We start from the raw sequence: 12719 nt of genomic DNA on the forward strand, positions 1-12719 counted from the left end.
TATGAATGATCCCGAATATTTGATATTGAAAAAAATGCTTGAAAAAAATAGGCGTTTGTTTCAGACCCAGGTAATTGATTTTATTGAGTATATAGACAATCACCTTATGATAATGGAAAGAATGAAAAAATCAATTATTAAATTTGAATCGTCTGATTTTAATTTTCTTGCAGCTATAGATACTGAAGAATGTATCGATAAATTTCGAAAAGGAATCATGATTGTTAAAGTAAATTTAAATTAAAAAGGAAATCATTATTTGATTTCCTTTTTTTTATCTATTGTATTTAATTTCATGTAATCGAATACCGGCTTTAAATACTCCTCGACAAATTCGATTATTTTAGCTGTATTTTGGTTGTACATATTTGTTTGTTCATGAAGTTGATTTCGTAGTGAATTTACCTCATGAAGCAAAAGAACCATTTGATCTCCTATGGGTAGATTTTTAAAATTTTGAACGTTTAAGTTATCGCTATTTTGATTTTCCACAACAGTTGTGTAACTTTTTCCACCTTCATATTCATTTTTTACATACTCATAAATTGAAGAAACCGTTTTCCTAGATGGTTTTTTAGTATCCCCATCTATAATTTTCTGAATTCCAACACTAGAGAATCCTGTGTTTTTAGCTATTTCATAAGCTGTTAAACTATGTTTTTCAATCTTTTTTAGCAATTCGCTAAGACTTACTTCTTCTTGAGTACCCATAATTTTTACAATTGATTATCAATATGTTATAGTTTAGTTATATAAAAGTTGTATTAATTATTTGCATAAGTTACATAACAGTTATATATTTGTATCATAGTTACAACGAAATAACTATAAAAACAGTTCAAAAATACAAATAATTAAGCATATGATAAATATCGGAGCAACTATTCCACAAGAAATCTCTGAGTATCTCAGAGAATTCACCCACAAAGATGAATGGGGTGACGTGGCAAATATAGTAAACTGCAGCCCCTCTACAGTTAGAGATGTTTTGTATAGAAGAAACAGTGTTTCTGAGAAAAGCCTTGAAGCTTTGAAATATTTGTTTCCAATTGCCACTAAAAATGCAGATCAAAAGATTAAAAGCGCCAGAAACTGTAAAAAGGCTGTAAAAGAAATCCTAGACTGCGTATGAAACCAAACTTAAAAACAGCAGATCCATTTAAAGGAATGGGAGGTTTTGAAAAGCAATTTGTCTTTGATTCATTTCTCTTCGTAATGAAGGAAACAACAGACAGAGAAACCGCTGATAGAATGCTTTACAACGCTTACACTTTGAAAGCCACGAACTATCACGAGATCGAGCAAGAATATCACAGAAAATTTCCATCAGAAAATAAAATATCATGAGCAGAACACTGGAGAAAGCAGTTCACGCACTTAGAGTAAAGCAATGGAGAGTAGAAGTTCAACAAAGAAATGCCAATGCACAAGTCTGGGAGCAGATAGAACAATTAGAGAAACAAATAGCACAAGAGAATAGCGGAGTGGATGCCGCGCAAAATCTTTCTCCAAATGTTCAGCTATTGTTAGCACAAGCGGCAAAACGCCGAGGATGGGATAAAGCACCAAAACAAACTTAAAACTCAATCAAATGAAAAACTTTTTAAACTTCCTTCTTGTTCTCAATACAGTCTATGTTTTAGCCTGTTCTGAAAACCAAAACATCACGGTCTTTTTACTTCCGGCTTGTGTGTATTTAGTGGTTGGATTTCTAAGAATCTATCACAAAGAATTTTCCAACTTCATAAAATATGGCCATGAACATCAGAATTGAAAACATCGGAGGGATATGGTTCGTTAATGCGAAACGAATTGGATATGACACTTTAACTCACGCAGAATTAACCGCTGTAAATGAGTTTATCAAAGAGATTAAGGATTTGCAAAATGAAAAACTTTAAGAATTTACAAACTAAACTGACAATGGCAGGTTTAAACCACGGGAAAAGCTTCAAAAGGTTTAAAGAAGAAAAATTTCCTAATGAAGAAGGAGTTTTCTACAGTGAAGTTTCAAAAAAATGGGTTGTTAGAATGGAAAATAAGAGCATCAATAAAACTAAATATCCATTTGTATCTGTAGCTCAATTTGAAACTGAAATCGAAGCAAATAAAAAATATCAAGACATAAAAAAACAATTTTAAAACTATAAAGATGAACAATGTACAATTAAAAAGACTATCCGTATTAAACTTCAAGGGTCTTAGAAATCTAAGTATTGATTTCGACAATAACACGAATATCTTCGGTGATAATGGGACCGGAAAAACCACAATTTTCGACAGTATTTTATGGCTTTTATTCGGTAAAGACTCAACAGACAGAAAAGATTTCGAATTGAAAACTTTGGATTCTGAAAACAATGTGATTCCAAAAATCGACCATGAAGTTGAAGGCGATTTCCTTGTAAACTCAGAACTTGTAAGGTTGAAAAGAGTTTTCCGTGAGAAATGGGTAAAAACCAAAGGGGCTTTAGAATCTGAATTTTCAGGTAATGAAACTTTATACTATTGGAATGATGTTCCGATGTCTCAGAAGCAATATAACGAGAAAGTAGGCGAAATTATCGATGAAATAGTTTTCAAGCTCATTACTTCGCCATCGGCTTTTAATTCTTTGAAATGGCAGGATAGAAGAGATGTTTTAGTGAAAATTGCTGGTGAGGTTTCAGATGCTGATTTAGCGGAAGGAAATGAAGAATACATCGCTTTAGTTGCTCAATTGACTAACAAATCTCTGGAAGAATTTAAAAAACAGATTGCTGCAACAATCAAAAAAGCGAAGGATGATATAAAAATGATTCCTACGAGAATCGATGAGGTGGAAAGAAGTAAGCCAGAAGCGGTAAATGCTGAGGAAATCAATGCTGAAATTAAAGCAAAAGAATCTCAGATTGAAAACATCGAGAATCAATTACTTGATAAATCTAAAGCTTTTGATGAGGTTATCAACCAGAGAAATGCTAATCAGGATGAGATTTTCAAACTTGCACGAAAAGTAAATACAATTGTTTTTGAAATTGCTGAAAGAGCTAAAAACGAAGCTAATTCCGGAGATTCTAAAGCAGATCAAATTCTAAAGCAGATCAACGATAAAAAATCGAATGAACTTCAACCTGCAGAACAAAAGATCGTAAGATTAAAATCTGAAAAATCAACCCTAGAAAACAACACATCTAATTATGAAAAATCTATCAAAGAGAAAAGAGAGTTGTGGGAAGTTGAAAACGCTAAGAATTTTATTTTCTCAGAAGATAATGCAGTGTGTCCATGCTGTGAAAGAGCGCTTGATGCGTCTACGATAGAAAATCAGAAAGCTGAATTACAGACTAAATTCAATACGAATAAGAAAAGTATTCTTGATGGTATCAATGCAGATGGAAAAGCTATTTCTGAAAAGAAAAATAATGCAGTTGCTGAATTATCAGAAGTTAATTTAAGAATAGAAAGCGGTGAAAATTTTATTGCTTCTGTAAAAGAATCTATCACTGGATTGCAAAGTGATTTTGAATCTGCGAAAACTAATTCCGAAACTAAAGTTTCAGTAGAAGATTTAATCGAAAAATATACCGCTGAAAACACTGAATTACCTGATTTGAAATCTCAAATAGCAACTTTAGAAGCTAAGGTTTTTGAACTTCCTGATGCAAACGCAAACAATGATCTACGAACTCAAAAACAAACTATCAATTCTGAAATTCAAGTTTTAAGAGATTCTTTAAAAGCTAATGATCAGATTAATGCTGCAGACGTTCGTATTAAAGAACTTCAAAAAGAAGAATCGATGCTTGCTCAATCAATCGCTGACGTTGAAAAAACTCAGTATGTAATCGAAAACTTCATCAAGTTGAAGATCGATACAATCGAAGATAGAATTAACGAGAAATTCTCATTCGTAAAATTCAGATTGTTTAAAACTCAAATCAATGGAGGTGTTGAAGAATGCTGTGATGCTCTTATAAATGGGGTGCCTTTCACTGACGCAAACACGGCTTCTAAAATCAATGCGGGTATTGATATTATAAATTCCCTGTGTGAGTTCTACAATGTTTCTGCGCCTATCATTATCGACAACAGAGAATCAGTTGTAAAGCTTATCGACAGTCCTTCACAAATCATCAACCTTTTCGTATCACCGGAAGATAAAAAATTAAGAATAGCATAATCTTTAAAACTATAATAAAATGTCAGAAAACAACACACAATTAGAAAAAGCTCCTGAAAATACATCTTTAGCAAATCAGGAAAAAACATTATCACCATCTGAGAAATTCACTCAGACAGTTTTGAAAGAGTTTCATAATCCTGGAAGCGAGCCTTTGGAATTAACAAACTTCCAAAGAAAGCTTATTAATAATTACTTCATAAAGCTTGATAGTGTTTTGATCGACAGTGAAGTTAAAAGAATGTCAAAATCAGAACAATATAGAGATCCATTAGCATTTGCATGGGGTAATGTGAATCTGAGAAAACTTTCCAGAGATGTAGTCGCTTATTCAATGATTGGATTAGATCCTTTACAAAAGAATCACATCAATCCAATTCCTTACAAAAACGGCAAAACCAATAAATATGATATCACTTTTATTGAAGGTTTTAATGGACTTGAGATCAAAGCGAAAAAATACGGATTTGATGCTCCGGATGAGGTTCTTTTTGAGTTGAAATATTCTACTGATAAATTCAAATCATTTAAGAAAAACATCAATAATAAAATCGAGAGCTATGATTTTGAAATCATTGACGACTTCAACAGAGGGGAATTACAGGGTGGTTTTTATTACATGATGTATGAGAACAAAGAGAAAAATAAGCTTGTAGTTCTGAACAGAGAGCAGATTGAAAAAAGAATCCCAGAGTATGCTTCTGCTGAGTTTTGGGGAGGTGAGAAAGATGAATATCAGAATGGTAAAAAAACCGGAAAGAAAATCAAGGTCGAAGGTTGGGAAGAGGAAATGTTCATGAAAACTTTAAAGCGTCACTGTTGGAATTCAATTAATATCGATTCTCAGAAAATTGACGATTATTTGATGCAGATAATCACTAATGAAAATGATAAAGTTCCGACTGAAGTTGCTGAAAAAATATCTCAGCACGCCAACAAAGAAGAAATAGGATTTGAAAATATTTCTGATGTTGATTATGAGGAAGTGAAAAATGTTGTGGAGGTTTCCGCTGAGGAAGTTAGAGAATTTGCAAACGAAGGACCATCTTTCTGATGAAGCTGAAAGTAATTGGTTCTGGGAGTAAAGGCAATGCATACCTCCTCGAAAATGAGGAGGAAGCATTACTCATCGAGTGCGGAGTGAATATCATGGATATTAAAAAAGCTATCGATTTCAAAGTGAATAAAATCACGGCTTGTTTAGTTACGCACGAGCACGGCGATCATGCAAAGAGTATCAATGAAGTTTTGGGATCAGGAATTAATGTTTATGCTACTGCAGGAACTTTTCAAAACTCAGCTTCAAAGAACACAGTAAGCTCCAGAAAGGTTGTGATTCCGCAAAAAGGACAATTCAAAGTCGGAAACTTCAACGTGATTTCCTTTCCTACGATACATGATGTTGCTGAGCCTTGCGGATTCTTAATCAATCACAAAGATTGCGGAACGGTGCTATTTCTTACTGATACGGTTTATTGTCCTTACACCTTCAAAGGTCTGAATAATATCATTATCGAAGCTAATTACGATGCTGATATCATCAATGAAAAGTTAGGAGATAAAAAGTTTTTGAGAGATAGAATTTACAACTCTCATATGAGTATCGAGACGTGTATGGATTTTCTACTCGCAAATGATCTTTCACAGGTAAACAACATCGTTTTGATTCATTTATCTGACAGCAACTCACATGAGATAAACTTCGCAAAGAAAGTCTCAGGAATCACAGGAAAAGAAGTTCACACCGCAAACGGCGGAATGACAATAGAATTTAATAAAACACCTTTTTAATTATGGAAACCACTGAAAAAAAAATAATAATGTACGACAGCCCAAAAGCCGCCACTTATCAAACAAATGTAGAGGGGTGGGTGAGTAGTGATGGTAGATTTTGGGGTAAAGGAGAGCATAATGAACATATGGCAAGATATACAGGTTCTACTCACAGAAAGTGTGAATGTGGTGCCATCATCGAAACAAGAAGTTATTTAAGTTGTGAATCATGTAGGAAAAAAAAGCAATTAGAAAACTACAATAAGCTTACTTACAAGGCTTATGATGGAAGTCCGGTAGTAACCGCTTTTGATGATCAATATTTTTTTAACGAAGATGATCTGAATGCTTATTTACTTGAAAATAATCTCGATTCTATTTCACTTTTATTCTGTGAGGAAAACAATTGGTTTAAAATCGAAGGTGATTATTGGGCTGATATTATGCCTGAAAATTCAGATGGCGAACTTCCAGATAATTTGCAAAAAGCGTTGGATGAACTTAATAAAGTTATTTCAGAATTACCTCCATGCTCTTACACTTCCGGAAAAATTAGAACTTTTTACAGTGTAAAAAAGTAAAGACTATGATTTTCGACTTATCCAACCCAACCATGAAACAGAGAGCTATCAGGAGAATTAAACATCTCTTTGAGAAAAATGCAAAGATTGAGGTTTTGGAAAAGAAGAAAAACAGAACCTACTCGCAGAATAATTATCTGCATTTAATTTTAAGTCAATACGCTTTAGAATATGGAGATACGCTCGCTGAAATTAAACTGGAACACTTCAAAAAGAAAGTTAATCCGGATATCTTCAAAACGACACATGTAAACTTTGTAACCGGAGAAGAAAGAGAAGATTGGAGAAGTTCAGCAAATTTAAATACAGAAGAGTTTTCGCTTGCCACTGAGAGATTCAGAAACTACTCAGCTCAGACTTTAGGACTTTACCTTCCGGAACCTAAAGATCTTATCCACCTGGAAGAAATAAAAAACAAAATCGAAGAACACGAGAATCAAATTTATTTGTAAAAAACTATGAGAAAATTCAAAAAACGAATAAACATTGAAAATGCCACTTGCTTCAAATTAGAGTACCAAGATGGCTCTGGTGAATTGAAGGAAAAAGAGTTTTCATCTTACAAGTTAATGGAGCAGTTCCATAATCGACAAGAGGCATTCTTATATCAGGATCTCCGTCGGTTTGCAAAAGTAGGAGATAAATGGTACCGGTTTTTAAAACTTCGTTCACCTTTTGTTTTTCAGGAAGAATTAGAATTTATAAACAAAACATTCACTGAATAAGTGAATCTAAAAATCTTCAAAACTATAGAATTGAATAAAATTGACATCAAAAAATAACAGTCAAAATATACTAAAATGATACAAGTAATTAAATATAAATGTTGCGGGAATATTTTCGCTGCTTGTTGTGAGCCTGAATGCTATACAGATATGGATTGGTTAAAAGAATTGAAAAAATATGTTGAGCGAGGTAATAAAGTTGAAATGATTCCGAATGGTGGCGTTCTTCAGTTTAAAAGATGTGAATGCGAGAAGGAAAGTAAAAGCAAAGAACAGCAAAAGGTTATTGAAAGTCTCTTTGACGATGAAGTTTTAGTGCTTGACAGTATAGATCAGACAAATTAAAAACTGTCTTAAATGGAAAAGCATACGAAAGTATACACTGAGTATTTTCCTTCTCATTCGGGGTTCTACCACTGTGAAATATGCCATTGTCAAGCAACCGAGATTCATCACATAATTCGGAGATCAGAATTCGGCAGCAAAACAAAAGATCAGCAAGATAAAATTGAGAATCTTATCGCACTGTGTAGAACCTGCCATGAGAAAGCGCACGCAAATATTTTCACCAAAGAGTTTTTAAATGAAACTCATCAAAAAACAATGAAAATCTATGAAAGTTAAAGAATTAGATATCGATCAGGAAGTAATTATCAATGTTACGCCTTACAAATACAAAGGCATTAAGAAGGTTAACTTCACAGGAATAGGAAAGATTCAGAAGATCGTTTTTGAGACGAATTTAGGCAATCGGTACGATTACAAGTATTTTGATCTTCCGGTCGGAAATAAGGAGCTAAAAGAGGTTGATGGAAAGTTGGAATTGAAATAAATTAGATATGAATGTTTATGATTTATCCCGTGTATTTTGGGATTACGCTTTCGAAAATCCTGATAAGATTAAACCTAATCATATTGCTATGTATTTCTTCGCTATAGAGCATTGTAATCGTCTTGGTTGGAAAGAAAAATTTGGATTCCCGGCAAGTATGGTGATGGAAGCGATTAGTATCAAATCATACAATACATACATTAAAACTTTAAATGAGTTGGTTGAAATAGGATTTATTGAAATGATTGAAAAATCAAAAAATCAATACTCTGCAAATATAATTGCCTTATCAAAAAATAACAACGCAAATAACAACGCACTTGACAAAGCGTTAATTAAGCACAGTACAAAGCAAGTTGAAAGCACTATACAAAGCACTAGTGAAAGCACTGTACAAAGCATTGATAGTATAGATAAACCAATTTACCAATATACAAATACACAATCCGTAGTAGGAGAAACCGATTCGGATTTGCAGAAGATCTCTGATTTCAAAAACTTCCTTAAAACTCAAAAACCAATTCAGATGGATCGCTTGAAAATGGCTCACAACTTTTCTGACGATCAGATGAATTTAAAAATCGATGAATTTGTTGAAAAGAAAGTTTCATGGAGTGATGATAATTGGCTAAGTGAAGGTGATCTCTCAAAAAACTTTGAATTCTGGCTTGCTAAAAATCCTAAACTACCTTTCACGGGATTTACGAAATGGACCAAAGAGGAATTTTTCAAGGACATCCAAAGCGTAAGCGGAGGTCAGCAGATTTCAAAAGCAACGTTGCAAGAATTCTTTGATCACTACCGAGAGCCAACACCGACCGGAGAAATGTTGTTTCAGAGCATGAAGGCTTGGGACACACGATCGAGATTGAAAAAATGGTTAAACAACAAAAAACAATTTGCTAAATAATGGCACAAAAAGAAACTTTAACCTCACTAATTTCAGGGGATTTTGCAAAAGAAATGGCTTTATCTACCGGAAGAATACCGCCAAACGCTATTGATTTTGAAAGGTTGGTGATTGGTACCGCTTTGATTGAAAAATCAGCGATTGAGAAGATTAAAAAACGTTTTGCGGGGAAAGATGAGGTTTTCTACGACCCAAGACATCAGGCAATTTTTAAAGCTATGATCGATTTGCAATCGAAAGATTATCCGGTAGACATCATGACGGTTATTCAGGAGCTGAGAAGAACTGAGAAGCTGAGCAATGCAGGAGGTGACCAATACGTGATTGAGTTGACAATGGGAGTAAGTTCGGGAGCTCATTTGGATTATCACCTGATGATGGTTTTACAGAAGTATCTCGCTCGAAAAATGATTGCTAATTGCTCTCATGCCATTGATGTTCTTTACCGAGAGTCAACGGATATATTCGAGGAAATCGATGCTCACATCGGAAGAATGAACGAAATCGAGGAGGTTATAGCTCAGCAAAAGGAAGATAAAACTTCGTTGCAACTCCATCAGGAATTAATTGAGCAGCAGAAATTGAAAGTTATCCCTGGAATTCCGAGTAAGCACAAATCTGTTGAGAGTAAGTTGAGAGGTTGGAGAGATGGAGATATGATCGTGATAGCAGGAAGACCGGCAATGGGGAAAACAACCTTCGTTTTGGATGATGTTTTCCATGCAGCGAAAAAAGGTCATCCGGTTGCTTTCTTCTCACTGGAAATGAGTGCAGGTCAGCTTCACACGAAAATGGTAAGTAATGAAACCGAAATCGGTGGGAATGCATTCCGGGATATGAGTTTATCAGATTTGGAAATGCAGAAGCTTTATGAAACATCAACATTCGATAATCTACCATTTCACATCATTGAAAATACGAATAATCTCAACCAGATACTTGCTAAAGCAAGATTGCTGAAAAAAGAGAAGGGGGTTAAAATGATTGTGATTGATTACCTGCAGTTGATTGAAATTTCAGACAGCAAAGGGAAAAGTGATAATTCGGTAGTATCGGTTATCTCAAGAAAATTAAAGCTTCTTGCTTTAGAGCTTCAGGTGCCGGTGATTGTTTTATCACAACTTTCAAGAGAAGTTGAAAAAAGACCAGGAAAAAGACCTCAGCTTTCAGATTTACGAGATTCGGGGGCAATCGAACAAGATGCTGATGTTGTAGGATTTCTTTTCCGTCCGGAATATTACAAGATTGATACTTGGGATAATGACCCCGATGGAGAAGAAACGAGTACGAAGAATGAAGCGGAGTTTATGTGTGCGAAGTTCAGAAACGGAAGCATATTCGAGTCGAGATTGAGTTTCAGAGGTGATATTTCGAAATTCTTTGATACGGGTACTGATTTCGGTGGGTATGAAAACCCTTTACCATTTTCGACACCTGCACAGGCTTTTGATGCTCCAGAAAATTTAGATGATGACAATGATGGATTTAGATTTTAAGATATGGAAAACACTATAAAAATTTTAAAGTCAGTTTTGAAAATCAAGAATAAAGCTTTGTATTTCTTCAAACGAAATCCTACATCTGAAAGCTTTGAGATTCGAAGGAAGTATGAAACTGAAATAATTGAGATAGAAAAAGCAATTGAAATTTTGAAGAGAGTATGACTTGGAGCAAATCACTTCTCCAAAAATTGGAAAAAGAGGGGAGAATAAAGAAAGTGGATTTTCCTAAAGAACCAGAAAAGAAGATTGTTATCCCGAAAGAAATCGGACCGTATAAACTTCACATCATCTCGGTTCTGAAAAAATCAGGATTAGAGTTTCAGGAAGAATTCAGATTTGATGAGATCCGAAAGTTCAGGTTTGATTGGGCTATTGAAAAATATAGAATTGCGATTGAGTACGAGGGAATCTTCTCCGAAAAATCAGGACATACAACAATATCAGGTTACACGAAGGATGTCACGAAATACAATCTCGCAACAAAATTAGGATGGCAGATTTTACGATACACCGCCGATAATTACCTGGAAATAGAAAACGATTTAAAACTATTAATTGAGAAAAATTATGACATATGATTACTTAAGATTCAGAGATATTACCTAAATATGTTTAAATATTTTAAAAGCTCCGTATGGCTTATGAATACAATGAATATGTTTAATTTAGCAATATTTTAACAATAAGTTATCCACAAAAAAGTATATTTTATTTTGGAAAGTATTAATTTTGAAAAAGAAAACCACCCCTTATCAGAGGTGGATTAAATTAAAAAAATAATTCTTTTATTGATTGACAAATACCTAATAGTAGGGCAAGTAAGTTAATACAAAATAAAATTATTTTAACAATTTTTTCATTTGGAGTTTTTGTCGGTTCCATGAATTATAGATTAAATTGTTAATACTTAGGGCTTGGGTTAAAAAGTATTACGAGTACTTATTTTCCTGAGCCTTTCTTCTACAAAGATAAATAAGGTAGACTGATTTTAAAAGGGGTAAAGAGTAATTGACTGGCTTTTAAGCCTATTAGTTATCCACATTAACATGAAACTCCCTTTGCTATTGGACAATGGAAACATCTATAACAAAATCTTAAATTAACACACGATTTTAACTAAACGCTTGTTCGTATTTATTTAGTGTTTAGTTCTTTAAGTGTTAAACGGTTTGTTTTTTTTAGATATTTTCTAATCTTGTGACTGTCATAATTATATAAAATCTACTATTTTGTTTTTTTTATTTTCTAAACTGTTAGTAATTAAGGATCATACTGAATCCAAATATTCTCTTCGATTTATACATTATTAAACTAATGTTAAAACTTAACAGAATGAAAAAATATTTCTTTCCATACGGAAGCCTGTAATCATATCCAATCTTAAAAAACAATTTTAAAACATTAGAAATAAAATCAATGGAAAGTAACAAATTCAACTTCTACCAATTTTTAGAAGAAAACGGATACGAGAAGGAAGTAATCCGTGAAAGGTCTGGAGAAACCTTTTGTACAAACTACCAGAAAAACATCGCTCCTGAAACCTGGAATGCTATCACAATTCATAAAAACAAGACCTTTTCAGCTGCTTCTCCTTCTTTGGGATTGGTTTATAAAGAGCGTGAACAACCTTCAACAGCGGAAGAGGCTAGGGTTATTCTTGATGTAATTGAAAAAGAATAAAAAAATTTAAAATTCCCAACGTATTATGTACGTATGAAAGAAAATAATTATTATATTTGTTATCTAAATCAAAGTATTGATTTGTAGATGAGTAAAGATGTTCTTTTAAAAGTTTGTAAAATAGTTTCTGATGAGATGGGGGTAACTCCTAAGGTGCTTAGAAGCCAGTCTAGGAAACAACAATTAGTGTTCGGAAGAATGATTTTCGTAATCATTTGTAGAAATAAGTTTAATATCAAAACTAATGATATTGCTGATTACTTCGAGTTAACTATTGGAAGCATTTACGCTTATTTGAAAAACTGTACGATTGAACTTAAACACAATGCAGTATTCAGAAAAGATTATGAATCGATTCTGGAAAGGATAAATAAAAATAAAGCACTTACGAAAGGAGTAAAATCCAATCAGCGCAGGTGAAAGTGCTTTTTATTTTCTTATGAACTTCTATGAATAAAAGTATAAGCCTTCTGGATATATGTATTTACTTTTTCAGCTGATTCGGTTGACCAGAAAGATTTATCATTTGATAAAAATATTTGACAGCCTTCATC

22 protein-coding genes are annotated in these 12719 nt (G+C 33.5%); 21 read left to right on the plus strand and 1 reads right to left on the minus strand.

Annotation, left to right across the window (positions count from 1 at the left end):
- Position 1: 1 nt before the first annotated feature.
- Positions 2 to 244 (plus strand): hypothetical protein, encoded by a 243-nt coding sequence (locus AB671_RS05800; RefSeq protein ID WP_157444144.1) that lies wholly within the window; start codon positions 2 to 4, stop codon positions 242 to 244.
- A gap of 11 nt (positions 245 to 255) precedes the next feature.
- Here AB671_RS05800 and AB671_RS05805 read toward each other — a convergent pair whose 3' ends face one another.
- A complete protein-coding gene (locus AB671_RS05805; RefSeq protein WP_066674397.1) occupies positions 256 to 711 on the minus strand; it encodes a hypothetical protein in 456 nt (151 codons plus the stop codon).
- A gap of 151 nt (positions 712 to 862) precedes the next feature.
- On the opposite strand from AB671_RS05805, the gene AB671_RS05810 reads away from it, so the two are divergent.
- The 20 genes from AB671_RS05810 (at position 863) to AB671_RS05895 (ending at position 12585) form a co-directional block, all read left to right on the plus strand.
- Positions 863 to 1132: a hypothetical protein gene (locus AB671_RS05810; protein WP_066674395.1), complete on the plus strand. Its 270-nt coding sequence runs from the start codon at positions 863 to 865 to the stop codon at positions 1130 to 1132.
- Positions 1129 to 1347 (plus strand): hypothetical protein, encoded by a 219-nt coding sequence (locus AB671_RS05815; RefSeq protein ID WP_066674393.1) that lies wholly within the window; start codon positions 1129 to 1131, stop codon positions 1345 to 1347. The genes AB671_RS05810 and AB671_RS05815 overlap by 4 nt, the downstream gene beginning before the upstream one ends.
- Positions 1344 to 1580, plus strand: coding sequence for a hypothetical protein (locus AB671_RS05820; RefSeq protein ID WP_066674391.1), 237 nt, complete (start codon positions 1344 to 1346; stop codon positions 1578 to 1580). Before AB671_RS05815 ends, AB671_RS05820 begins: the two co-directional genes overlap by 4 nt.
- A gap of 11 nt (positions 1581 to 1591) precedes the next feature.
- Positions 1592 to 1774 carry a hypothetical protein gene (locus tag AB671_RS22210; protein ID WP_123873352.1) on the plus strand — a complete coding sequence of 61 codons (183 nt, stop codon included), beginning with the start codon at positions 1592 to 1594 and terminating at the stop codon, positions 1772 to 1774.
- Complete coding sequence (locus tag AB671_RS22215; protein WP_157444145.1) at positions 1758 to 1901, plus strand: hypothetical protein; 144 nt, start codon at positions 1758 to 1760, stop codon at positions 1899 to 1901. The genes AB671_RS22210 and AB671_RS22215 overlap by 17 nt, the downstream gene beginning before the upstream one ends.
- Complete coding sequence (locus AB671_RS05825) at positions 1888 to 2142, plus strand: hypothetical protein (RefSeq protein ID WP_066674389.1); 255 nt, start codon at positions 1888 to 1890, stop codon at positions 2140 to 2142. Before AB671_RS22215 ends, AB671_RS05825 begins: the two co-directional genes overlap by 14 nt.
- Positions 2143 to 2152: 10 nt before the next feature.
- Positions 2153 to 4162 (plus strand): AAA family ATPase, encoded by a 2010-nt coding sequence (locus AB671_RS05830; protein WP_066674388.1) that lies wholly within the window; start codon positions 2153 to 2155, stop codon positions 4160 to 4162.
- A gap of 19 nt (positions 4163 to 4181) precedes the next feature.
- On the plus strand, positions 4182 to 5216 hold the full coding sequence (locus AB671_RS05835; RefSeq protein ID WP_066674386.1) for a recombinase RecT: 1035 nt from the start codon (positions 4182 to 4184) through the stop codon (positions 5214 to 5216).
- Positions 5216 to 5953, plus strand: a complete 738-nt coding sequence (locus tag AB671_RS05840) for an MBL fold metallo-hydrolase (protein ID WP_066674384.1) — start codon at positions 5216 to 5218, stop codon at positions 5951 to 5953. Before AB671_RS05835 ends, AB671_RS05840 begins: the two co-directional genes overlap by 1 nt.
- 2 nt (positions 5954 to 5955) lie before the next feature.
- Complete coding sequence (locus AB671_RS05845; RefSeq protein WP_066674382.1) at positions 5956 to 6516, plus strand: hypothetical protein; 561 nt, start codon at positions 5956 to 5958, stop codon at positions 6514 to 6516.
- Positions 6517 to 6521: 5 nt separating this feature from the next.
- Positions 6522 to 6968: a hypothetical protein gene (locus AB671_RS05850; RefSeq protein WP_066674379.1), complete on the plus strand. Its 447-nt coding sequence runs from the start codon at positions 6522 to 6524 to the stop codon at positions 6966 to 6968.
- A 6-nt stretch (positions 6969 to 6974) separates the two neighbouring features.
- Positions 6975 to 7241, plus strand: coding sequence for a hypothetical protein (locus tag AB671_RS05855; protein WP_066674371.1), 267 nt, complete (start codon positions 6975 to 6977; stop codon positions 7239 to 7241).
- A 75-nt stretch (positions 7242 to 7316) separates the two neighbouring features.
- The gene (locus AB671_RS05860; protein WP_066764747.1) at positions 7317 to 7586 is read left to right on the plus strand and encodes a hypothetical protein; all 270 of its coding nucleotides are present in this window, start codon (positions 7317 to 7319) and stop codon (positions 7584 to 7586) included.
- A gap of 12 nt (positions 7587 to 7598) precedes the next feature.
- Complete coding sequence (locus tag AB671_RS22985) at positions 7599 to 7865, plus strand: HNH endonuclease (protein WP_066674367.1); 267 nt, start codon at positions 7599 to 7601, stop codon at positions 7863 to 7865.
- Complete coding sequence (locus tag AB671_RS05870; RefSeq protein WP_066674364.1) at positions 7855 to 8073, plus strand: hypothetical protein; 219 nt, start codon at positions 7855 to 7857, stop codon at positions 8071 to 8073. The genes AB671_RS22985 and AB671_RS05870 overlap by 11 nt, the downstream gene beginning before the upstream one ends.
- Positions 8074 to 8080: 7 nt before the next feature.
- Complete coding sequence (locus AB671_RS05875; protein WP_066674362.1) at positions 8081 to 8983, plus strand: hypothetical protein; 903 nt, start codon at positions 8081 to 8083, stop codon at positions 8981 to 8983.
- The gene (locus AB671_RS05880; RefSeq protein WP_066674360.1) at positions 8983 to 10479 is read left to right on the plus strand and encodes a replicative DNA helicase; all 1497 of its coding nucleotides are present in this window, start codon (positions 8983 to 8985) and stop codon (positions 10477 to 10479) included. The genes AB671_RS05875 and AB671_RS05880 overlap by 1 nt, the downstream gene beginning before the upstream one ends.
- 164 nt (positions 10480 to 10643) lie before the next feature.
- Positions 10644 to 11063 carry a hypothetical protein gene (locus AB671_RS05885; RefSeq protein WP_066674359.1) on the plus strand — a complete coding sequence of 140 codons (420 nt, stop codon included), beginning with the start codon at positions 10644 to 10646 and terminating at the stop codon, positions 11061 to 11063.
- A gap of 838 nt (positions 11064 to 11901) precedes the next feature.
- Positions 11902 to 12165 (plus strand): hypothetical protein, encoded by a 264-nt coding sequence (locus tag AB671_RS05890; protein ID WP_066674356.1) that lies wholly within the window; start codon positions 11902 to 11904, stop codon positions 12163 to 12165.
- Between the two features lie 87 nt (positions 12166 to 12252).
- Complete coding sequence (locus AB671_RS05895) at positions 12253 to 12585, plus strand: helix-turn-helix domain-containing protein (protein WP_066674353.1); 333 nt, start codon at positions 12253 to 12255, stop codon at positions 12583 to 12585.
- Positions 12586 to 12719: the final 134 nt, after the last annotated feature.

Origin of the sequence: Chryseobacterium sp. BGARF1, from assembly GCF_001677955.1 — a bacterium.
Classification (GTDB): Bacteria; Bacteroidota; Bacteroidia; order Flavobacteriales; family Weeksellaceae; genus Chryseobacterium.